Annotated in this window: 19 protein-coding genes; 12 read left to right on the forward strand and 7 right to left on the reverse strand. The window is 71.3% G+C overall.

Annotated features, from left to right (window positions below; genetic code table 11):
• Positions 1-15 precede the first annotated feature (15 nt).
• Positions 16-1083 carry a 4-hydroxyphenylpyruvate dioxygenase gene (gene hppD / locus BUE48_RS05260; protein WP_245536986.1) on the reverse strand — a complete coding sequence of 356 codons (1068 nt, stop codon included), beginning with the start codon at positions 1081-1083 and terminating at the stop codon, positions 16-18.
• Positions 1084-1236: 153 nt separating this feature from the next.
• Here hppD and BUE48_RS05265 point away from each other — a divergent pair, with 153 nt between their 5' ends.
• Positions 1237-1713 (forward strand): Lrp/AsnC family transcriptional regulator, encoded by a 477-nt coding sequence (locus tag BUE48_RS05265; protein WP_012851433.1) that lies wholly within the window; start codon positions 1237-1239, stop codon positions 1711-1713.
• A 77-nt stretch (positions 1714-1790) separates the two neighbouring features.
• On the opposite strand, the gene greA is transcribed toward BUE48_RS05265, so the two are convergent.
• The gene (gene greA, locus BUE48_RS05270; protein WP_012851434.1) at positions 1791-2291 is read right to left on the reverse strand and encodes a transcription elongation factor GreA; all 501 of its coding nucleotides are present in this window, start codon (positions 2289-2291) and stop codon (positions 1791-1793) included.
• A gap of 141 nt (positions 2292-2432) precedes the next feature.
• Entirely contained in the window at positions 2433-2822 is a 390-nt protein-coding gene (locus tag BUE48_RS05275) for a DUF4307 domain-containing protein (RefSeq protein ID WP_012851435.1), read from the reverse strand.
• 310 nt (positions 2823-3132) lie between these two features.
• Between BUE48_RS05275 and mca the strand changes: the two genes are divergently transcribed.
• The 3 genes from mca to BUE48_RS05290 all read left to right on the forward strand — a co-directional run bounded on the left by mca (position 3133) and on the right by BUE48_RS05290 (position 5625).
• On the forward strand, positions 3133-3987 hold the full coding sequence (gene mca / locus BUE48_RS05280) for a mycothiol conjugate amidase Mca (protein WP_174315342.1): 855 nt from the start codon (positions 3133-3135) through the stop codon (positions 3985-3987).
• A complete protein-coding gene (locus tag BUE48_RS05285) occupies positions 3978-4250 on the forward strand; it encodes a hypothetical protein (protein WP_012851437.1) in 273 nt (90 codons plus the stop codon). The genes mca and BUE48_RS05285 overlap by 10 nt, the downstream gene beginning before the upstream one ends.
• Positions 4251-4443: 193 nt before the next feature.
• Entirely contained in the window at positions 4444-5625 is a 1182-nt protein-coding gene (locus BUE48_RS05290) for a low temperature requirement protein A (RefSeq protein WP_169312997.1), read from the forward strand.
• A 9-nt stretch (positions 5626-5634) separates the two neighbouring features.
• Here BUE48_RS05290 and BUE48_RS05295 read toward each other — a convergent pair whose 3' ends face one another.
• The gene (locus BUE48_RS05295; RefSeq protein ID WP_012851439.1) at positions 5635-6111 is read right to left on the reverse strand and encodes a pyridoxamine 5'-phosphate oxidase family protein; all 477 of its coding nucleotides are present in this window, start codon (positions 6109-6111) and stop codon (positions 5635-5637) included.
• A gap of 71 nt (positions 6112-6182) precedes the next feature.
• Between BUE48_RS05295 and BUE48_RS05300 the strand changes: the two genes are divergently transcribed.
• The 8 genes from BUE48_RS05300 to BUE48_RS05335 all read left to right on the forward strand — a co-directional run bounded on the left by BUE48_RS05300 (position 6183) and on the right by BUE48_RS05335 (position 15599).
• The gene (locus tag BUE48_RS05300) at positions 6183-7133 is read left to right on the forward strand and encodes a ribonuclease Z (protein WP_012851440.1); all 951 of its coding nucleotides are present in this window, start codon (positions 6183-6185) and stop codon (positions 7131-7133) included.
• A gap of 59 nt (positions 7134-7192) precedes the next feature.
• Complete coding sequence (locus BUE48_RS05305) at positions 7193-9181, forward strand: thioredoxin domain-containing protein (protein WP_286989122.1); 1989 nt, start codon at positions 7193-7195, stop codon at positions 9179-9181.
• 277 nt (positions 9182-9458) lie between these two features.
• Complete coding sequence (locus tag BUE48_RS05310; protein ID WP_286989123.1) at positions 9459-10640, forward strand: C40 family peptidase; 1182 nt, start codon at positions 9459-9461, stop codon at positions 10638-10640.
• Positions 10641-10738: 98 nt separating this feature from the next.
• The gene (gene abmR / locus BUE48_RS05315; RefSeq protein WP_012851443.1) at positions 10739-11251 is read left to right on the forward strand and encodes an ATP-binding transcription factor AbmR; all 513 of its coding nucleotides are present in this window, start codon (positions 10739-10741) and stop codon (positions 11249-11251) included.
• A 116-nt stretch (positions 11252-11367) separates the two neighbouring features.
• Positions 11368-11973, forward strand: coding sequence for a hypothetical protein (locus tag BUE48_RS05320; RefSeq protein ID WP_012851444.1), 606 nt, complete (start codon positions 11368-11370; stop codon positions 11971-11973).
• 53 nt (positions 11974-12026) lie between these two features.
• A complete protein-coding gene (locus BUE48_RS05325; protein WP_052305637.1) occupies positions 12027-12827 on the forward strand; it encodes an isoprenyl transferase in 801 nt (266 codons plus the stop codon).
• A gap of 165 nt (positions 12828-12992) precedes the next feature.
• On the forward strand, positions 12993-14318 hold the full coding sequence (gene phoH2 / locus BUE48_RS05330; RefSeq protein WP_012851446.1) for an RNA 5'-3' helicase PhoH2: 1326 nt from the start codon (positions 12993-12995) through the stop codon (positions 14316-14318).
• Between the two features lie 462 nt (positions 14319-14780).
• Positions 14781-15599, forward strand: a complete 819-nt coding sequence (locus BUE48_RS05335) for an aggregation-promoting factor C-terminal-like domain-containing protein (protein ID WP_012851447.1) — start codon at positions 14781-14783, stop codon at positions 15597-15599.
• A gap of 10 nt (positions 15600-15609) precedes the next feature.
• Here the strand turns inward: BUE48_RS05335 and BUE48_RS05340 are convergent, their stop codons facing one another.
• From BUE48_RS05340 to BUE48_RS05350, 3 genes are all read right to left on the reverse strand, one after another.
• Positions 15610-17004 carry a class II fumarate hydratase gene (locus BUE48_RS05340; RefSeq protein WP_012851448.1) on the reverse strand — a complete coding sequence of 465 codons (1395 nt, stop codon included), beginning with the start codon at positions 17002-17004 and terminating at the stop codon, positions 15610-15612.
• A gap of 87 nt (positions 17005-17091) precedes the next feature.
• On the reverse strand, positions 17092-18360 hold the full coding sequence (locus tag BUE48_RS05345) for a serine/threonine-protein kinase (RefSeq protein ID WP_012851449.1): 1269 nt from the start codon (positions 18358-18360) through the stop codon (positions 17092-17094).
• A 472-nt stretch (positions 18361-18832) separates the two neighbouring features.
• On the reverse strand, positions 18833-20473 hold the full coding sequence (locus tag BUE48_RS05350) for a fumarate hydratase (RefSeq protein ID WP_012851450.1): 1641 nt from the start codon (positions 20471-20473) through the stop codon (positions 18833-18835).
• Positions 20474-20544 lie beyond the last annotated feature (71 nt).

Genomic DNA, 20544 nt, shown 5'->3' on the forward strand with positions numbered 1-20544 from the left:
TTTAACGCGGGCCGGTCACAAATTTCCGCGCCGCGCCTGCTCCCGCTCGATGGCCTCGAACAAAGCCTTGAAGTTGCCCTTGCCGAACCCCATGGAGCCGTGCCGCTCGATCAGCTCGAAGAACACGGTGGGCCGGTCCTGGACCGGGTGGGTGAAGATCTGCAGCAGGTAGCCGTCCTCGTCCCGGTCCACCAGGATGCGGCGCTTGCGCAGCTCCTCCACCGGGACGCGGACCTCGCCGATCCGGGCGCGCAGCTCGGGGTCGTCGTAGTAGGAGTCGGGGGTGTCCAAAAACTCCACCCCGGCGGCCTTCATCTGGTCTACCGCGGCCAGGATGTCGTTGGTGGCCAGCGCGATGTGCTGCACGCCGGGCCCGCCGTAGAACTCCAGGTACTCCTGGATCTGGGACTTGCGGGGCCCGTCGGCCGGCTCGTTGATGGGGAATTTGACCTTGCGCGTGCCGTCGGCCACCACCTTGGACATCAGCGCCGAGTACTCGGTGGCGATGTCGTCGCCGATGAACTCGGCCATGTCGGTGAAGCCCATCACCCGGTGGTAGAAGTCGACCCACTCGTCCATCCGCTCGACGTTGCCGACGCAGTGGTCGATGGCCTGGAAGTAGCGCCGCTTCGGCGGCTCCACGATCGGGTCGGCGGCCACGTAGCCCGGCAGGTAGGGGCCGGAGTAGTTGGACCGGTCGACCAGGGTGTGGCGGGTCTCGCCGTAGGCGGCGATGGCGGCCAGGTGCACCTTGCCGTGCTCGTCCTCCAGCGTGTAGGGCTCTTCCAGGCCCCGGGCCCCGGCCGCGACGGCGTGCTCGTAGGCGGCCTCGACGTCGGGCACCTCGATCGCCAGGTCCACCACCCCGTCGCCGTGCTCGGCGACATGGCGGCCCAGGTCGGTGCCGGCCCGCACCGGGCCGCGCAGCACGAACCGCACGCTGCCGGACTCCAGCACGTGGGCGGCCTCGTCGGGGCACCCGGTCTCCGGGCCGCGGTAGGCCACCCGGCGCATCCCGAACGCGGTCGAGTAGTAATGCGCGGCCTGCCGGGCGTTCCCGACGGCGAAGACCACGGCGTCCATGCCTTTGACAGGAAATGCGTCGCTCATGGCGCCAAATGTCCGCTCGGAATACAGGCTGCGCAAGAGTTACGTGGAATGCTGGACAATATGCATAGCGTCAGACGGAAATGATCAGACGATCTGTACAGTCTGACCACCGTTTGGAGGCCGCTCGTGGCGATCGACGAACTGGACCGGCGGGTGATCGAGCTGTTCACCGCCGAACCCCGCATCGGGGTGCTGGAGGCGTCCCGGCGGCTGGGCGTGGCCCGCGGCACCGTGCAGGCCCGGCTGGACCGGCTGGCCAGGGACGGGGTGATCTGCGGATTCGGGCCCCAGATCGACCCGGTGGCGCTGGGCTATACGGTGACCGCCTTCGTCACGTTGCAGATCCGGCAGGTCGGCGGGCACGACCCGGTGGCCGAGCGGCTGAGCGCCATCCCCGAGGTGATGGAGGCGCACACCATCACCGGGACCGGGGACATGCTGTGCCGCATCGTGGCGCGCAGCAACGCCGACCTGCAGCGGGTGATCGACCAGGTGGTGGCGGTCGAAGGGGTGGAGCGGACCTCCACGGTGATCTCGCTGGCGACCCAGATCCCGCTGCGCACCCTCCCGCTGGTGCGGGCGGCGGCCGCCCGGAAGGGATGAGGCGGGCATGCGCAAAGGCCCGCCGGCGGCATCGGGCCGGCGGGCCGAAAGGGGATCGCTCGGTGTGGTGCCGGTGGTCAGGCGCCCGCGTAGGGCGTGGCGTCGAGGATCTCCACGGTCATGCTGCGGCCGTTGGGCAGGGTGTAGGTGGCCTTCTCGCCGACCTTCTTGCCGTTGATGGCCGAGCCCAGCGGGGACTGGGGGGAGTAGACGTCGATCGGGGCGCCGCTCTCCTCCCGGGAGGCCAGCAGGAAGGTGAGCTCCTCATCGTCGTCTTCGAAGGCGACCGTGACCGTCATGCCCGGACCGACCACCCCGTCGGTGCGAGGAGCCTCGCCGACCCGGGAGTTTTCCAGGATGTGCTGAAGCTGGAGGATCCGCCCCTCGATCTTGCCCTGCTCCTCCTTGGCGGCGTGGTAACCGCCGTTCTCGCGCAGGTCGCCCTCCTCCCGCGCCGCCTCGATCTTCTGCGCGATCTCGATGCGGCCCGGGCCCGACAGGTACTCAAGTTCAGCCTTGAGCCGGTCGTACGCCTCCTGGGTGAGCCAGTTGACGTTCTCAGCACGGGTCTCGGTCACGGATGCTCCTCTGTCCACACGTAGCGGTCCACGGCGTGTCTGCCGGCGAACCGGCCTGGCCGGGCCGGGCGAAACCTCAAGCCTATCCCGTATGTGAGAGTAAAGGTTCCCCTCTGTGTTCACCGGCAATCCGTCAGACCGTCATATAGTGCGGCACTCTTTCACCCTGGCCGCCGCGGCGCGCCGGGTGGTGCGCAGAATGTCGGTGCGTTCCACGTGCGATCGCCCGGCCGGGACGATGACCTCCTGCTCGGCCACCGGGGCGAAGCGGGCGTCCAGCGCGTCCACCACGCACCGCACCGGCTTGCCGGACGGCTTGGCGACCTGCCAGCGGATCTCGACCGTGGAGTCGTCCACGATCCGGTAGGTGATCGTCTGGGTGCTGATGCCGGGGACCTGCCCGACGTGGGCCATGACGATGGCCCAGCCCACCGAGCAGATCGCCACCACCACCCCGATGACCGCCAGGCCGAGTCTGCCGCCGCGACGGGGGCGCTGGTCACCGGCTGCCTGGCCGGCCGAGGTGCTCATGGCGGGAATTCTCCGTTGGGGTGCCGTCGATACCGTGCAAGAACGCATCCGCGGGCATGTCCGCGCCACGGCGATGCGTCCGGGACAATTGTCATCGGTGGGAGCCGATGCTCCGTACCGGGGGCGGTGGGAACCGGCGACAGGGAATTCCCCTGCGGGTGAGGGGCGTTGTCGGGAACAATCGTCCTCTGCTGCGGCGTCCGCCCCCCGCGATGCGGCGCGGACGCCATCTACGGTTGGACAGGGAGACACTGTGGGGTCCGAAGCACCGATCGGCATGACCTCGTGTGAGGACGGCCCGTTGCGGCTGATGGCCGTCCACGCCCACCCGGACGACGAGTCCAGCAAGGGCGCCGCCACCATGGCGCGCTACGCCGCCGAGGGCGTCGAGGTGCTGGTGGTGACCTGTACCGGCGGTGAGCGCGGCGACATCCTCAACCCGGCCATGGACCGTCCGGAGATCAAGGCCGACATCGCCGCCGTCCGCCGGCAGGAGATGGCGCGCGCCCGCGAGATCCTGGGCGTGCAGCAGATCTGGCTGGGCTTTGAGGACTCCGGCTTCCCCGAGGGCGACCCGCCGCCCCCGCTGCCGGAGGGCTGCTTCGCCCTGCAGCCCCTGCAGGTTGCGGCCGAGCCGCTGGTGCGCGCGGTGCGCGAGTTCCGCCCGCACGTGATGCTCACCTACGACGAGAAGGGCGGCTACCCCCACCCCGACCACGTCATGTGCCACCGGGTGTCGGTGGAGGCCTTCGAGGCCGCCGGCGACCCGGACCGCTACCCCGGAACCGGCGAGCCCTGGCAGCCGCTCAAGCTCTACTACCACATGACCTTCAACAAGGAGCGGATCGAGGCGCTGCACGCGGCCATGGAGAAGGCCGGCCTGGAGTCCCCCTACGGCGACTGGCTCAAGCGCTTCGAGGAACGGCCCGCCCCGTGGGCGGTCACCACCCGCGTGCCGTGCGCGGACTACTTCGAAACCCGCGACCGGGCGCTGCTGGCGCACGCCACCCAGATCGACCCCGACGGCTTTTGGTTCCGCTGCCCGCTGGAGGTGCAGCGCCAGGCATGGCCGACCGAGGATTACCATTTGGCCAGGTCTTTGGTCGATACCGAGCTTCCTGAGGACGATCTGTTCGCGGGAGTCAGGGAGAAAGTGTGTCTGTAGCGCTGCTGGCCGCCCAGCCCAAGAACGACTTCCCGCTCACTGACGAGACCGTCAGCCCCGGCATGCTGGGGTTCGCCGTCTTCATCCTGCTGTGCGTGGCGGTGTTCCTGCTGCTGCGCTCGATGAACAAGCAGATGGGCAAGATCCAGGTCCCCCGGGAGGCCGACCTGGAGCAGGAGGAGGAGCAGTCCTCCGCCGCCTCCGCCGCCAAGAGCAAGGGCGAAAAGGCCGCGGGCAAGGACGGGGAACGGCCGAAGGACTGAACTTTTCGGCGCGCTGTTCCCTCAGCTCGCAGCGGATGCGTCCCAGCCTCTGGGACGGCTCGGTGCCCGGGGGCCACCGGCTCCAAGGACGGATGGCCCCCAGGCACCGAGCCCTCGCCCGTGCCGGTTCCGGCCATGTCGCATCGGTCCTGATTCGCCGGATCCGCCGGGTTCCCGTGACATGATCCCTCGCGTGAGCGAGGGCACCGGCGTCCTGAGAACCCGCGACGGGAACGGCACCCGGGTCGGTTTCTTCGAACTCTTCTTCGACCTGGTGTTCGTCTTCGCGTGCACCAGGCTCTCCCACCGGATGTTGGAGCACCTGACCTGGGTGGGAGCGGCCGAGGCGCTGCTGCTGTTGCTGGCGGTCTGGTGGGCGTGGATGTACACCTGCTGGACCACCAACTGGTTCGACCCCGACCATGCGGCCGTCCGGCTGATGCTGGGGGCGGTCATGCTGGCGGCGATGTTCATGGCGGCGGCGATCCCGGAGGCGTTCGAGGCGCGCGGCCTGTGGTTCGCCTGCGGCTATGTGACCGTTCAAGTGGGGCGGACCGTCTTCGTGGTGCTGACCACCCTGCGGCACGAGCTGGGTCCCAACTTCCAGCGGGTGCTGGCCTGGATGATGCCCGCCGCCGTGCTGTGGATCGCCGGCGGGCTGGTCCACGACGAGGCCCGCCTGGCGCTGTGGGCGGCGGCCGTCGCGGTGGAGTACACCGCCCCCTGGATCGGCTACGCCACCCCGGGCCTGGGCCGTTCCAGCACCGCCGACTGGACGATCGACGCCCGGCACATGGCCGAGCGCTGCCAATTGTTCGTGATCATCGCGTTGGGCGAGTCGATGCTGGTCATGGGGGCCACGCTGAGCGGCCTGGCCCCGGCCTCACCGGGCGCCGTGGCGGCCTTCGCGGTGGCCTTCGCCGGCAGCGTCGCCTTCTGGTGGATCTACTTCGGCCGCACCGCCGAGGCCGCCGCCGAGCGGGTGGCCGCCTCGCCCGACCCCGGGCGGCTGGGCCGGTCGGCCTATACGTTCATCCACATCGTCATGGTGGCCGGCATCGTGGTCGCCGCGGTCGGCGACGAGCTGGTCATCGCCCACCCCGGCGGGCACGTCGAGGGAGGCGCGCTCGCCACCGTCCTGGGCGGGCCGGCCCTGTTCGTCATGGGACACGCCCTGTTCGAGAAGGTCGTCTTCGGACGACTCTCTCTCGCCCGGCCGGCCGCCTCGGCGCTGCTGGGCGCGCTGGCCCTGCTGGAGTGGACGACCCACCTGTTCACCCCGCTGGCCCTGGCGATCGCGGCCTTGGCGGTGCTGGTGGCCCTCGCCGTCCGGGACGCCTTCATCCCCCGGCCGCAGCCCGTCTCCGGCCCCTGAAGGCGGGGCTTACAGCTTGCGGTGGTCCCAGCTGGTGATGTGCTCCGGCTCCATGACCACCACGACGCGCTTGGCCAGGGCCTTCTCGATGCCCTCGGCGACCACCGGGTCGATGGGCTCGCCCAGCTCGGGCACCGGCAGACCGGCCATCCGGGAGCCGACCACCTGGCCGACCATGGTGCGGATCTTGGGGTCCTCGATGATGCGGCCGGTGCCCTTGAGCTTGACCCCGCGCAGCTCGTTGTACTCCAGGCCGTCTTCGACCAGGCAGGTCATGGCCGGGTTGCGGCGCAGGTTGACCACCTTCTGGGAGCGGGCGTAGGTGGTGAAGGCGATCTTGCCGTCCAGCAGCGTGTAGAACATGGTCACCAGGTGCGGGGCGCCGTCGCGGTCCACCGTGGCCACCTGCACCTTGAAGTTGTCGGCGAGGAAGGCGGCCACCTCCTCGGGGGTCATCCGGATCTGGTCGCGCTTGTTGCCGCCCACCTGGCTTCTCCTCCTCGCCGCCGGGATAAGGACCGGGAACAGAATAACGTTCGGTCCTCAGAATGGAAGGCATGTCCACCCGTGACCTCCTGGTGCTCGGCACCGCCAGCGCCGTCCCCACCAAGACCCGCAACCACAACGGCTACCTGGTGCGCTGGGACGGGCAGGGGCTGCTGTTCGACCCGGGGGAGGGCACCCAGCGGCAGATGATCCGCGCCGGGGTGGCCGCGCACGACATCGACTGGATCTGCATCACCCACTTCCACGGCGACCACTGCCTGGGCCTGCCCGGGGTGATCCAGCGCATCGCCCGCGACGAGGTGCCCCACCCGGTGCGGGCGCTGTTCCCGGCGAGCGGGCACCGCTACTGGCGGCGGCTGCGGCACGCGGCCGTCTTCCGCGACACCGACGTCGTCCGGGAGCGGCCGGTCGAGGGCGGGCACGCGGTGATCGAGACCGGCGAGGCACCCTTCACCCTGTCGGCGCGGCGGCTGGACCACCCGGTGGAGGCCTACGGATACCGGCTGGAGGAGCCCGACGGCGTCACGATGCTGCCCGACCGGCTGGCCGCACGCGGCATCACCGGCCCGATGATCGGCCGGCTGCAGCGGGAGGGCCGCGTCACCGCCCCCGACGGCCGCACCGTCACCCTGGCCGACTGCAGCGTCCCCCGGCCCGGGCAGAAGCTGGCGTTCGTGATGGACACCCGGGAGTGCGAGGCGGCCTACGCCCTGGCCGACGGGGTGGACATGCTGATCATCGAGTCGACCTTCCTGGAAGAGGACGCGGACCTGGCCCGCCGCTACGGGCATCTGACCGCCCGGCAGGCCGGCCGCATCGCCGCCGCCGGAGGGGTCCGGCGGCTGGTGCTGACCCACTTCTCCGAGCGTTACCCGGCCGAGGACTTCCCCCGCTACGCCGAGCAGGCCGCCCAGGCCTACGACGGCGACATCGTCTTGGCCCGCGACCTGGACCGCATCTCCGTCCCCGCCCGGCGAAAGCCCCGGGCCGAAGACGGATGAGCCGGCGCGTTCCGCCCGGGCCATGGGTCGGCGGGCCCTGATGGGGCAGGATCATTGACATGAACCGCCTCAAAAACGCGACCAGCCCGTACCTGCTGCAGCACGCGGACAATCCGGTGGACTGGTGGGAATGGGGCGAGGCCGCGTTCGCCGAGGCCAGGCGGCGCGATGTGCCGATCCTGCTGAGCGTGGGATACGCGGCCTGCCACTGGTGCCATGTGATGGCGCACGAGTCGTTCGAGGACGAGGCCACCGCCCGCCTGATGAACGACCTGTTCGTCAACATCAAGGTCGACCGCGAGGAACGCCCCGACGTCGACGCGGTCTACATGGAGGCCACCCAGGCCATGACCGGCCAGGGCGGCTGGCCCATGACGGTCTTCGCCACGCCCGACGGCGAGCCGTTCTACTGCGGCACCTACTTTCCCCGCCAGCAGTTCCGGGCGCTGCTGATGGCGGTCGCGCGGGCCTGGCGCGAGGAACGCGAGGACGTCCTCAAGCAGGGCCGCAAGGTCGTGGAGGCGCTCACCGCCCGCGGTCCCGCCCCGGGGGAGACCGAGCCGCCCTCCCCGGAGCGGCTGTCGGCGGCGGTGCGCTCGCTGGCGGCCTCCTACGACACCGCCTACGGCGGCTTCGGCGGCGCCCCCAAGTTCCCCCCGTCGATGGTGCTGGAGTTCCTGCTGCGCCACCACGCCCGCACCCAGGACGCCCAGGCGCTGGCGATGGCCACAGGCACGCTGGAGGCGATGGCCCGCGGCGGGATCTACGACCAGCTCGGCGGCGGCTTCGCCCGCTACTCGGTGGACGAGGCGTGGGTGGTGCCGCACTTCGAGAAGATGCTGTACGACAACGCGCTGCTGGCCCGCGTCTATGCGCACTGGTGGCGGCTGACCGGCAGCCCGCTGGCCAAGCGGATCGCGCTGGAGACCTGCGAGTGGATGCTGCGCGATCTGCGCACCCCGCAGGGCGGGCTGGCCTCGGCCCTGGACGCCGACAGCGAAGGCCAGGAGGGCAAATATTACGTGTGGACGCCCGAGCAGCTGCGCCGGGTGCTGGGGGAGGCCGACGGGAACGCCGCCGCCGAGCTGCTGGGGGTCACCGAGTCCGGCACGTTCGAACACGGCACGTCGGTGCTGCGGCTGCCCGGCGACCCGGGCGATCAAGAGTGGTGGAGCCGGGTCCGCGCCCGGCTGCTGGCCGCCCGCGCCGAGCGCGTCCCCCCGGCCCGCGACGACAAGGTGGTCACGGCCTGGAACGGCCTGGCCATCGCGGCCCTGGCCGAGTGCGGGGCGCTGCTGGGACGGCCGGATCTGGTCGGCGCCGCCGAGGAGATCGCCCGCCTGCTGCGCGAGGTCCACCTGCGCGACGGGCGGCTGACCCGCACCTCCCGCGACGGCGTGCCCGGGGCGAACGCCGGCGTCCTGGAGGACTACGCCGACTTCGCCGAGGGGCTGCTGGCCCTGCACGCGGTCACCGGCGACCCGGCGCACGTGCGGCTGGCCGGGACGCTGCTGGAGACGGTGCTGACGCACTTCCCCGACGACCGCGGCGGCTTCTACGACACCGCCGACGACGCCGAGCGGCTGTTCCGCCGCCCGCAGGACCCCACCGACAACGCCACGCCCTCCGGCCAGTTCGCCGCCGCCGGGGCGCTGCTGTCGTATGCGGCGCTGACCGGCTCGTCCCGGCACCGCCAGGCCGCCGCCTCCGCGCTGGCGGCGGCCACGCTGCTGGCCGGCCGGCACGCCCGTTTCGCCGGCTGGGGCCTGGCGGTGGCCGAGGCGCTGGTCAGCGGCCCGCTGGAGATCGCGATCGTGGGGGATCCGGCCGATGCGCGCACCCGCGCGCTGCACGGCGCCGCGCTGGCCTCGCCCGCCCCCGGCGCGGTCATCACGGTGGGCACCGGCGAGGCCGCGGGCGACGTCCCGCTGCTGCGGGGACGGACCCCGGTGGACGGCGCGCCGGCGGCCTATGTGTGCCGGAACTTCACCTGCCGGCTGCCGGTCACCACCCCCGCCGACCTGATGGCCGAACTGGCCGGAGGCTGATCCCGGCCTCGCCCGCCGGGTGACGATATCGTGCCGCTCGCGGGATTCGCCGCAAGAGCGGCCTTGATCTACTTCTCGGTTGGTGTTACCTCTTGGTAACGCGTGTCCGTGCGACGGCTCGTCACTTGCGGGGACGGCGTGACCGGCGGGACGTGCGGGTACCAGGTCAGGTGTCTGGACGGCCGCCGGGCGCATGGGTGATAGTCGTGAGGGCGCGCACCGGCCCGGCGGGGGCGGACCGCCGGTCCGAGGGGCCTGGTGATGAGGGAGTGGTGCGGTGCGAAGGCCGAGCCGCCGTGTTCTGCCGACGGCCATCGGCGTTGCCGTGGTGGCCACTCTGGCGTCCAACGCAGTGGTGCTGCTTTCGTGGCGGAACGCCGGCTCTCCCCAGCCGCAGAGCCGGTGGCAGCGTTATGTCGCGGCCTCGTCCGACACCTGGGTCTCGCCCACCGCGGTGGCGCCGCTGCGCGGCCGGGTGAGCCCGCACCTGCTGGTGGCCTCCTCCGCGACGCTGCCCGCCGACGCGGTGCGGCGGGTGGGCGCCGTCAAGGGCGTCAAGCGCGTCGAGGTGCTGGACGCGGCGCAGACGACGGTCGGCGGCAAGCGGGTCGGCCTGCTGGGCGTGGACCCCTCCACCTTCCGCGCCTTCACCCCCAAGCCCACCGCCGAGTCCGACGATCTGTGGCGCAACATCGCCGGCGGCGATGTGGCCATCTCCTTCACCATGGGCAACGACGGCGGCTTTGAGCTCGGCTCCCATGTGACGGTGGGCGGCCGGCAGCGCCAGAGGCAGCTGCGCGTGGGCGCCTACGCCACCATGGGCCTCGGCGATGTGGACGCGGTGGTCTCCCGCCACGTCGCCCGGCAGCTGGGGGTGCCGTCCGGCAACGCCCTGCTGATCAGCGCGCCCAAGACCGACCTGAAGAAGCTGTCGCGGACGCTGCGCAAGGTGCTGCCCAAGGGCGTCAAGACCGTCGAGGTCGACCCCCAGATCGACTACCCCGCGCCCGGCGGGCGGCTGCCCACCGCCAAGGGCCAGGTGATGACCGCCGAGCAGGTGCGGACCGTGATCAAGGCCGCCTACAGCAGGATCGGCTGGCCGTACGTGTGGGGCGGGGAGTCGGAGGAAGAGGGCGGCTATGACTGCTCCGGCCTGATGCAGTACGCCTTCGCCCAGGCCGGGATCCGGCTGCCCCGGGTCGCCGCCGACCAGGCCCGCGCCGGCTGGATCATCCCCTACAGCAAGGCCCGCCCGGGGGACCTGCTGATCTGGGCCAACGACCCCACCGCCCCCGGCTACATCTCGCACATCGCCCTCTACATCGGCAACGGCAAGATGGTGGCCGCTCCCCGGCGCGGCACCGTGGTGCAGATCCAGAACGTCTACACCCGCAACTTGAAGGGCGCCGTCCGCGTCAACCCGCAGATGGGCGCCCGCCTGGCGGCGTCCGGCCTGTGACGGTGCCGATCCCTGTGCCGCAGCCGTTCGCCTCCGGTTTCCCCAGCGGTGTGCCGCTGTGGGCCGGATAGTTCATCTTTCTATGTAATACTGATTACATGACTACGGCGGAGGAGGTCCGGGGCTGGTTCACCGGCCGGCTGCCGCAGGATTGGTTCGTCGGCCCGCCCGAGGTCGTGGTAGACCGCGAAGAGGTCAGCGTGGTGGGCCGGCTGGCCCCGCCGCCCCACGCCGAGCAGGTCTCCGGCGCCGAGCGCACCGCGCTGCTGGACGGGCACATCCAGCGGTTCCGCGAGGAGACGCGGGAGCGGCGCATCGCCATCGCCCGCGAGGCCGAGCACCGCTTCGGGCGCAAGGTCTCCTGGGGCGCCGCCTGCGAGGACCGGCGGGAGATGTTCACCAATCTGTCGGTGCCGGTGATGACCCGGCTGCGCCAGCCCGAACGCCGCGTGCTGGACACGCTGGTGGAGGCGGGCGTGGCGCGCAGCCGCAGCGACGCGCTGGCCTGGTGCGTGCGCCTGGTCGGCCGCAACGCCGAAGAGTGGCTGGCCGAGCTGCGCGAGGCGCTGCGGCACGTCGAGCGGGCCAGAGCCGCCGGCCCCCAGGTTTAGCCATCCGATACGCGAACCATTACGCAAAGCCGAGGCACCGCGGGTGCGGCCGGGCCTAGTGTGCCGATGTGGGGTGCCTGCGCTGTACGGACGGCTCACGCCTGACGGTGGTCCCGGTGCCCGAGCGCGATCGCAGCGGGGTGCCGTATGAGATCACGCTGGAGCTGTACCGGGACGGCGGGCGCTTCGGCGTGGTCGGCCAGCGCTGCGGCTACCTGCTGGCCGCGCTGGCCGGGCGGCTGGCGGCCGCCCGCCGCGACGGCTCGCCGCAGGCCGCCCGCTGGCCCGATCCCGACGACCGCTTCCCCGACCCGCCGGCCGGTTCCCCGGAGAGCTGCACGCGCTGCCGGCGCCGGCGCCTCCAGCCGTCCCCCGATCCAGAGCTGTTCGACTTGCGCTACCGCGACCGGGTGGACGTCGTCAGCACGGGGGAGCTGCGCTGCACGGTGCGCACCTCATCGGTCTGGCTGCCGGGCGCGGAGGCCGGCGGCGACTCCTGGTCGCCGGCGCGCTCGCGCCGGCGGGGGCGCTGGCGGCTGGCGCGCCGGGCGATCGTCGAGGCGTGGGGCGCCGGTGGACACGGCGTGCGGGCCGTGCTGACCTCACGGCAGCTGGCCGAATTCCTGGCGGCGCTGCTGGCCGAGGCCGAACGCCAGATCGGTCCAATATCGGGTGAAATGCTGCAAGCAGGCCGCGGAACTGGTGATTCGGGCCATAATTAGGCGTCGTCTGACGGGGGGCTGCGGGGAGGTAGGGGCCCATGACGGTGCGGCGCATGAGGCTGACCGCGACGATCAAGCGCAGCAAGGCGTACCAGGCGCTGCGCGACTCCATCTACCGGCTGTATGAGCGCCGGCTGGAGTCGTCGCTGCCCACCGACAAGATCCCCCGGCACGTCGGGGTGATCCTGGACGGCAACCGCCGCTGGGCCCGCGCGATGGGGCTCAGCGACGTCAGCACCGGCCACCAGCGCGGCGCCGACAAGATCAGCGAGCTGCTGCAGTGGTGCACCGAGGCCCGGGTCGAGGTGGTCACGCTGTGGATGCTGTCCACCGACAACCTCAACCGCCCCGCCAAGGAACTGAACCCGCTGCTGGAGATCATCGAGAACACCGTCGCCAAACTGGCCCGGGAGGGCTGGCACATCAAGGCGGTGGGCGCGATGGACCTGCTGCCCGATTCCACCGCACGCGTTCTCAAACACGCCGAGGAAAGCACATCTGACCGCCCTGGGCTGATTGTGAACGTCGCCGTTGGGTATGGAGGTAGGCGTGAGATCGCTGATGCGGTGCGCTCCCTGCTCCTGGAGCAGGCGGGTAAGGGCACCAGCATCGAGGAGCTCGCCGAGGTCCTCGACGTCGAGCACATCGCCAAGCATCTCTACACGCGCGGCCAGCCCGACCCCGACCTGGTCATCCGCACCTCGGGAGAGCAGCGGCTTTCCGGCTTCCTGCTCTGGCAAAGCGCCCACTCGGAGTTCCACTTCTGCGAGGTCCACTGGCCGGACTTCCGCAAGATCGACTTCTTGCGGGCGCTGCGCTCGTACGCCGCGCGGCACCGGCGCTTCGGCTCCTGACTCGCCGTCCGGCGGATCGCCCTGTCCGCCGGTCCCGCACGCCGTGCGGGAGAGGAGGCCGGGCCGGGGCGCTCCGCCGATCCGGAGGTTCTCCGGACCACACCAATGGGCATGTGGCCGCCGGTTCGCCCCGGCGATCCGGTGGCGAGGCCCGAAGGAGAGCGAGTGGCCACTACCTCCCGGCGCCGCGACCAGGAGCCGCAGCGGCGCACCTACGTCCTCGACACCAGCGTCCTGCTCGCCGACCCCGGAGCGATGACCCGGTTCGCCGAGCACGAGGTCGTCCTGCCCATCGTCGTCATCACCGAGCTCGAGGCCAAGCGCCACCATCCGGAACTGGGCTATTTCGCCCGGCAGGCCCTGCGCATGCTGGACGACCTGCGCATAGCGCACGGTCGGCTGGACCAGCCCATCCCCCTCGGCGACCAGGGCGGTTCACTGCGGGTGGAGCTCAACCACGCCGACCCCAGGGTGCTGCCGGACGGCTTCCGGCTCGGTGACAACGACACCCGGATCCTGTCCGTGGCCGGCTGGCTGGCACGGGAGGGCAAGGAGGTCGTGCTGGTCTCCAAAGACCTGCCGCTGCGGGTCAAGGCCGCGGCGGTGGGGCTGGCGGCCGAGGAGTACCGGGCCGAAATGGTGGTGGAGTCCGGCTGGACGGGCATGCGGGAGCTGGAGGCGACCGCCGCGCAGCTGGAGGAGCTGTATGAGACCGGGACGCTGGAGCTGGAGAGCGCCCGCGACCTGCCCTGCCACACCGGGCTGCGGCTGCTGTCGGAGCGCGGCTCGGCGCTGGGGCGGGTGCAGCCGGACAAGTCGGTGAAGCTGGTGCGCGGCGACCGCGAGGTGTTCGGGCTGCGCGGCCGCTCCGCCGAGCAGCGCATCGCGCTGGACCTGCTGATGGACGAGGAGATCGGCATCGTCTCGCTCGGCGGCCGGGCGGGCACCGGCAAATCCGCCCTGGCGCTGTGCGCGGGCCTGGAGGCGGTGCTGGAGCGCCGCCGCCACCGCAAGGTGGTGGTCTTCCGCCCGCTGTATGCGGTCGGCGGCCAGGACCTGGGCTACCTGCCCGGCACCGAGAACGAGAAGATGTCGCCGTGGGCGCAGGCGGTCTACGACACCCTCTCGGCGGTGACCACCCCGGAGGTCATCGAGGAGGTCCTGGACCGTGACATGCTGGAGGTGCTGCCGCTGACCCACATCCGGGGCCGCTCCCTGCACGACTCCTTCGTCATCGTCGATGAGGCCCAGTCCCTGGAACGCGGGGTGCTGCTGACCGTGCTGTCGCGGATCGGCACCGGCTCGCGGGTCGTCCTCACCCACGACGTGGCGCAGCGCGACAACCTCCGGGTGGGCCGCTACGACGGGGTGGCCGCGGTGGTGGAGAAGCTCAAGGGACACCCGCTGTTCGCGCATGTGACGCTGACGCGCTCGGAACGTTCCCCGATCGCCGCGCTGGTGACCGACATGCTCGGCGACATCGGGGCCTGACGAGGGCGACGCCCGCGGGCGTCGCCCTCGTTCCCGCGGACGGGCGGGCCGGGTTCACCTTCCGCTACCGGTCCGCCCGTTTCGGCTCTGTTGTGGCAAAAGTCACACAGCTCTCAGGAAGATCACAGAATCGCAGCTCTCAGGCGGGTTTTGCGGATCTCGCGCCGGCTTGCGGTGTGCGGCGAATGGCACAAATCCTGCGTTCTTGTTGCGAAGTACCCCCTGACCTCGGGCATTGTGTGCAGCCGTAAGCACCGTGGAGCGGCGTGGCCCGCGGCGACCCCCGAGGAACCCGCCGGGCCGATCGCCGCTGTGAGCCCGGCGCCCGCCCGCCGGCGGGCCCGCGGCCGTGGTGGACGCCTTCGCGCGCGTGCCCATGCGCGTGCGACCGTCGGAAGGGCCGCCTTGTACGGAGACCGACCGAGGTTTCCCGAACAGGACGATCGCAGCGATGGACGGCAGATGCAGCCGGGGCCGTACGGGCCGCCGTCGCGGCCCTCGTCCACTCCGGCGCCCGGGGACGTCCGGGTCGCCGGAGCGCCGCTCGGGCCGTCTTCGGACGCGCCGCACGGCCCGGACGTCATCAGCGACGCCGACGCCGCATCCCCCCGGCCTTCCCCTGAGCGCCCCGCGCCCAAGGGTCTGCGCCTGCCGGTGAAACTGGCCGCCGCGGCGGGTGCGGCGGTGGTGCTGGCGGGCGGAGGCGCCATCGCCGGCCTCCTGGTGGGAGGCGGCGAGGAGAAGACCACCGTCCGGCCCATCCCGCTGGCCGACGCCCCCAAGGCGCCCGACCCCCAGGTGCTGGCGGCCCAGCAGCGGCAGCTGAACCTGGAGCGCGCCTACCGCGCCGCCGCCAGGGACGCCCGCAAGGAGATGGTGCTGGAGGCCAAGGGCCACACCCCCACTCCCACGCCCACCCCCAGCACCGGCGCCGGTGAAAGCGGCGGCGGCACCCCGTATGCGGGCAACCCCGTCCCGGCCGGGGAGGCGCAGCGCATCGCCAAGGCGATGCTGCCGGAGTTCGGCTTCGACCCCAACACCCAGTTCGGCTGCCTGGTCGAGCTGTGGCAGCGGGAGAGCGGCTGGCGGGTGAACGCGCAAAGCCCGTCCGGTGCCTACGGCATCCCGCAGGCGCTGCCCGGCAGCAAGATGGCCAGCGCCGGTCCCGACTGGCGGACCAACCCGCGCACCCAGATCAAGTGGGGCCTGGGCTACATCAAGGGCCGCTACGGCACGCCGTGCGGGGCCTGGGGTCACTTCCAGCGGAACGGCTGGTACTGATTCCCGCCGGTCATTTCCGCCCGGTCATCGCGAGCACGTCCAAAGCCTCGTCGAGCTGCCGCAGGGTGAGCGTGCCCCGGTCGACGTGGCCGCGTTCCAGCACCACCTGCCGGATCGTCTTGCGCTCTGCCAGCGCCTGCTTGACGACGGCGGCGGCCTCCTCATACCCCAGGTAGCGGTTGAGGGGCGTGACGATCGACGGGGAGGACTCCGCATAGATCCGGCAGCGCGCCACGTCGGCCTCGATGCCGGCCACGCAGCGGTCGGCCAGCAGCCGGCAGGCGTTGCTCAGCAGCCGGATCGACTCCAGCAGGTTGCCGGCCAGCAGCGGCAGCATCACGTTGAGCTCGAAGTTGCCGGAGGCCCCCGCGAAGGCGATCGCCGCGTCGTTGCCGATCACCTGGGCGGCCACCTGCAGGACCGACTCGCAGATCACCGGGTTGACCTTGCCCGGCATGATCGATGAGCCCGGCTGCAGGTCCGGCAGGCGGATCTCGGCCAGCCCGGCGGTGGGCCCCGAGGCCATCCAGCGCAGATCGTTGGCGATCTTGTGCAGCCCGACCGCGATGGTGCGCAGCGCCCCGCTGGTCTCCACCAGGGCGTCCCGGGCGCCCTGGGCCTCGAAGTGGTTGCGGGCCTCGCGCAGCGGCAGCCCGGTGTCGGCGGCCAGCTCGGCGATCACTCGGGCGGCGAAGCCGGGCGGGGTGTTGACACCGGTGCCGACCGCCGTGCCGCCCAGCGGCAGCTCCGCCAGCCGCGGCAGCACCGCCTCCAGCCGTTCCACCCCGTAGCGGGCCTGCGCCGCGTAACCGCCGAACTCCTGCCCCAGCGTGACCGGGGTGGCGTCCATCAGGTGGGTGCGCCCGGCCTTGACCACGTCGGCGAATTCCCCCGCCTTGCGTTCCAGCGCGGCGGCCAGGTGCCGCAGCGCGGGGATGAGGTCGCGCACCACCCCCTCGGTGGCGGCGATGTGGATCGAGGAGGGGAAGACGTCGTTGGAGGACTGGGAGGCGTTCACCTCGTCGTTGGGGTGCACCGGGCGGCCCAGCCGCTCGCTCGCCAACGCGGCGATCACCTCGTTGGCGTTCATGTTGGAGGAGGTGCCCGAACCGGTCTGGAACACATCGACCGGGAAGTGGGCATGCCACCTGCCGTCGGCCACCTCGCGCGCCGCGGCCTCGATCGCCGCGGCGACCTGCGGCTCCAGCACGCCCAGTGCGGCGTTCACCCGGGCGGCGGCGGCCTTGATCCGGCCCAGCGCGCAGATCTGCGCCTCGTCGATGGGACGGCCGGAGATGGGGAAGTTCTCCACCGCCCGCTGGGTCTGCGCGCCCCACTTGGCCTCGGCGGGGACGCGCACCTCGCCCATGGAGTCCCGCTCGATCCGATGATCTTGTTCGGGCATCTGCGACACCTCCGGCTGCGATCTACTCCGCTGTAGACGGCAGCCGACAGATGCCCGCTCGCATTCCCGCCATGCCCGTGACCGGGCTCACTTGTTGATCTGCAGCTGCTTGCGGGCGCCGGGTTTGCCGGGGGGCTGCTTGACCCCCTTGACCCACACCTCGCAGGCGGCGGTGTCGTAGATGACCGCCGTCAGCCGGGGTTTGTCGAAGATCCGCTCCTCGCCCTTGGCCAGATCGCCGTTGAACTCATAGCCCAGCGATCCCGGCTCGGTCACAAAGGCCCGGCAGGTGTCGCCGATCGCCCGGATGACCAGCGGGTGGTCGACGGCGGCCGACGGGATCGCCGCCGGCTGCCCGGGGGACTGCGGGGGGCCCTCGCCGGCGGCGGCCTGCCCGGGGCCGGGGTCGTCGTTGCGGGTGACCATCCCGACGACCAGCGCGCCGGTGCCCACCCCGCAGGCGGCCACGGTCGCCGCGATCAGCCCGACCACCACCGCCAGCCGGTAGCGCGGGGTGGCCTGGCGGCGGGCGCTGCGGGGCGCCGACATCGCCCGCTCCAGCCGGTCGGCGGCGCGGGCGTGGCTGAGCCGGCGCAGCGGGTTCTTCTGCAGCAGCCCCGACAGCACCGGGGCCAGCGGGCCGGCGTTCTGCGCGGGCGGCGGCTCCTCGTTGGCCAGCGCGCTGAGCGTGGCCATCACATTGCCCCGGTCGAAGGGGGGACGGCCCTCCACCGCGGCGTACAGGGTGGCGCCCAGCGACCACAGGTCCGACTGGGGGGTGGCGCGCTCACCGGCGGCCACCTCGGGCGCCACATAGGCGGGTGAGCCCATGAAGTGCCCTGACTTGGTCAGGTTCGTCGCGCCGGAGGAGAAGGCCAGCCCGAAGTCGGTGAGCACCACCCGGTCGCCGTCCAGCAGCACGTTGGACGGCTTGATGTCGCGGTGGATGATGCCCGAGCGGTGCGCCACCGCCAGCGCGTCCAGCAGCTGCCGGCCGATGTGCGCCACCCGCTCCGGCGGCAGCGGCCCGTTGGTCTCGATGAGCTGCTCCAGGTTGGGCGCCTCGATCAGCTCCATCACGATCCACGGCCGGCCCTGCTCGATCACCACGTCGTAGACCTCGACGATCGAGGGGGTGCGCAGCTGCGCCGGGGCACGGGCCTCCCGCAGGGTGCGGCGGTAGAAGACCACCCGCTCCTCTTCGCTCAGATCCGGGGGAAGCCGCAGCTCCTTGATCGCTACCGCGCGATCCAGCAGCTCATCGTGCCCACGCCAGACCGTCCCGTTGGCGCCTTGGCCGATTTCGGAAACCAGCCGATAGCGCGTCGCAAGTACGAGGCGCTCTGACTGAGACATGGCGAGAAAGATACCGGATTGACATCCTTCCCATGGCTGAAGTCGGGGGATTGCGGTCCCTCACGGGCCGGCTTTCCCCCGCCTCCCCCGCCGGTCGCCTGCGGGAAGTTCCCCTCCGCCGGGCCTTCCGCGGTGCCGCGGCGGGCCGTCTCTTCTCTGCTCCTGCCGGGGCGCCGGCCGGGAAGACCGCTCGTGACGTGGGTGTCTTGGCCGCACATGACGCCACGGGCCGGGGAGGTCCCGAAGGGGCGCGGCCCGGTCGCCCTCCGCCGTCGCCGATTGCGCGCCGCTTTGTGAAATCCCTTACGGTGGCGCGCCGTGTTTCCCGCTCGGAAGCCGAAGGGTTCTTCAAACTTCAAAGAATTTCCGCCGAGATTATGACCGCCTGGTCATTTTGCTGGGCGCACATGAGGACGGCGGTAATCCGGCCGGGACGGGCTCACCGCCCCGGCCGGGATCGGCGCGCGGGCCTTTAGCGGCGTCCGATGGTCAGCAGCGGCCCGGTGGTGTCGGCGAAGAAGTCATTGCCCTTGTCGTCCACCACGATGAAGGCGGGGAAGTCCTCCACCTCGATCTTCCAGACCGCCTCCATGCCCAGCTCGGGGTACTCCAGGACCTCGACCTTCTTGATGCAGTCCTGGGCCAGGCGGGCCGCCGGGCCGCCGATCGAGCCCAGGTAGAACCCGCCGTACTTCTTGCAGGCCTCGGTGACCTGCCGGGAGCGGTTGCCCTTGGCCAGCATGACGTAGGAGCCGCCGGCGGCCTGGAACTGCTCGACATAGGAGTCCATCCGCCCCGCGGTGGTGGGGCCGAAGGAGCCGCTGGCGTACCCCTCGGGGGTCTTGGCCGGGCCGGCGTAGTAGACGGCGTGGTCGCGCATGTACTGCGGCATCGGCTCGCCGGCGTCCAGCCGCTCCTTGATCTTGGCGTGCGCGATGTCGCGGGCCACCACCAGCGGGCCGGTCAGCGACAGCCGGGTCTTGACCGGGTACTTGCTCAGCTCGGCGCGGATCTCGTCCATCGGCCGGTTCAGGTCGATGCGGACGACCTCGCCGCCCAGCTCCTCGGCGGTGGTGTCGGGCAGGAACCGCGCCGGGTCGGTCTCCAACTGCTCCAAGAAGACGCCCTCCGGCGTGATCTTGGCCAGGGCCTGCCGGTCGGCGCTGCAGGAGACCGCGATGGCCACCGGGCAGGAGGCGCCGTGCCGGGGCAGGCGCACCACCCGCACGTCGTGGCAGAAGTACTTGCCGCCGAACTGGGCGCCGATGCCCAGGTTCCGGGTCAGCTCCAGCACCTGCCGCTCCATCTCCAGGTCGCGGAAACCGTGCCCGGACATCGACCCGGAGGTGGGCAGCCCGTCCAGGTAGCGGGCCGAGGCGTACTTGGCGACCTTGAGGGCGTACTCGGCGCTGGTGCCGCCCACCACGATGGCCAGGTGGTAGGGCGGGCAGGCGGCGGTGCCCAGGGAACGGATCTTCTCCTCCAGGAAGGCCATCATCCGCTTGGGGTTCAAGACGGCCTTGGTCTCCTGGTACAGGAACGATTTGTTGGCGCTGCCGCCGCCCTTGGCCATGAACAGGAACTTGTAGGAGTCCCCGGCGGTGGCATACAGCTCGATTTGCGCCGGCAGGTTGTTGCCGGTGTTCTTCTCCTCCCACATGGTCAGCGGGGCCATCTGGGAGTAACGCAAATTGAGCTTGGTGTAGGCGTCGTACACGCCGCGCGAAATGTGCTCCTCATCGCGGCCGTCGGTGAGCACGTGCTGGCCGCGCTTGCCCATGACGATGGCGGTACCGGTGTCCTGGCACATGGGCAGCACGCCGGCGGCGGCGATATTGGCGTTCTTCAGCAGGTCCAGCGCCACGAACCGGTCGTTGGGGGAGGCCTCGGGGTCGTCGAGGATGTTGCGGAGCTGCTGCAGGTGCGAAGGGCGCAGCAGATGCGCGATGTCGCGCATCGCCGTCTCGGTGAGCATCCGCAGCACCTCCGGCTCCACCTGCAGGAACGTGCGGCCCCCCGCCTCGAGGGTGGAAATCCCGTCGGTGGTCAGCAACCGGTATTCGGTCTCGTCCGGTCCGGTCGGCAGCAGGTCGGTGTAGGAGAACTCAGCCATCTCACGTTCCTCGCATCGCCATGAGCAGGGGCGTCCCTCAGGTTACGACGTGCCCTCCGAGGCACTGTGCG

Origin of the sequence: Thermomonospora sp. CIF 1 (assembly GCF_001896795.1) — a bacterium.
Lineage (GTDB): Bacteria > Actinomycetota > Actinomycetes > Streptosporangiales > Streptosporangiaceae > Thermomonospora > Thermomonospora curvata.

Excerpts from the sequence above, each read along its gene's own strand:
- hppD (WP_245536986.1), bottom strand. The coding sequence starts at position 1,083 with ATGGACGCCGTGGTCTTCGCCGTCGGGAACGCCCGGCAGGCCGCGCAT.
- BUE48_RS05275 (WP_012851435.1), bottom strand. The coding sequence starts at position 2,822 with ATGAGCACCTCGGCCGGCCAGGCAGCCGGTGACCAGCGCCCCCGTCGC.
- mca (WP_174315342.1), top strand. The coding sequence starts at position 3,133 with ATGGCCGTCCACGCCCACCCGGACGACGAGTCCAGCAAGGGCGCCGCC.
- BUE48_RS05300 (WP_012851440.1), top strand. The coding sequence starts at position 6,183 with ATGTCCACCCGTGACCTCCTGGTGCTCGGCACCGCCAGCGCCGTCCCC.
- BUE48_RS05305 (WP_286989122.1), top strand. The coding sequence starts at position 7,193 with ATGAACCGCCTCAAAAACGCGACCAGCCCGTACCTGCTGCAGCACGCG.
- abmR (WP_012851443.1), top strand. The coding sequence starts at position 10,739 with ATGACTACGGCGGAGGAGGTCCGGGGCTGGTTCACCGGCCGGCTGCCG.
- BUE48_RS05325 (WP_052305637.1), top strand. The coding sequence starts at position 12,027 with ATGAGGCTGACCGCGACGATCAAGCGCAGCAAGGCGTACCAGGCGCTG.
- BUE48_RS05335 (WP_012851447.1), top strand. The coding sequence starts at position 14,781 with ATGCAGCCGGGGCCGTACGGGCCGCCGTCGCGGCCCTCGTCCACTCCG.
- BUE48_RS05340 (WP_012851448.1), bottom strand. The coding sequence starts at position 17,004 with ATGCCCGAACAAGATCATCGGATCGAGCGGGACTCCATGGGCGAGGTG.
- BUE48_RS05345 (WP_012851449.1), bottom strand. The coding sequence starts at position 18,360 with ATGTCTCAGTCAGAGCGCCTCGTACTTGCGACGCGCTATCGGCTGGTT.
- BUE48_RS05350 (WP_012851450.1), bottom strand. The coding sequence starts at position 20,473 with ATGGCTGAGTTCTCCTACACCGACCTGCTGCCGACCGGACCGGACGAG.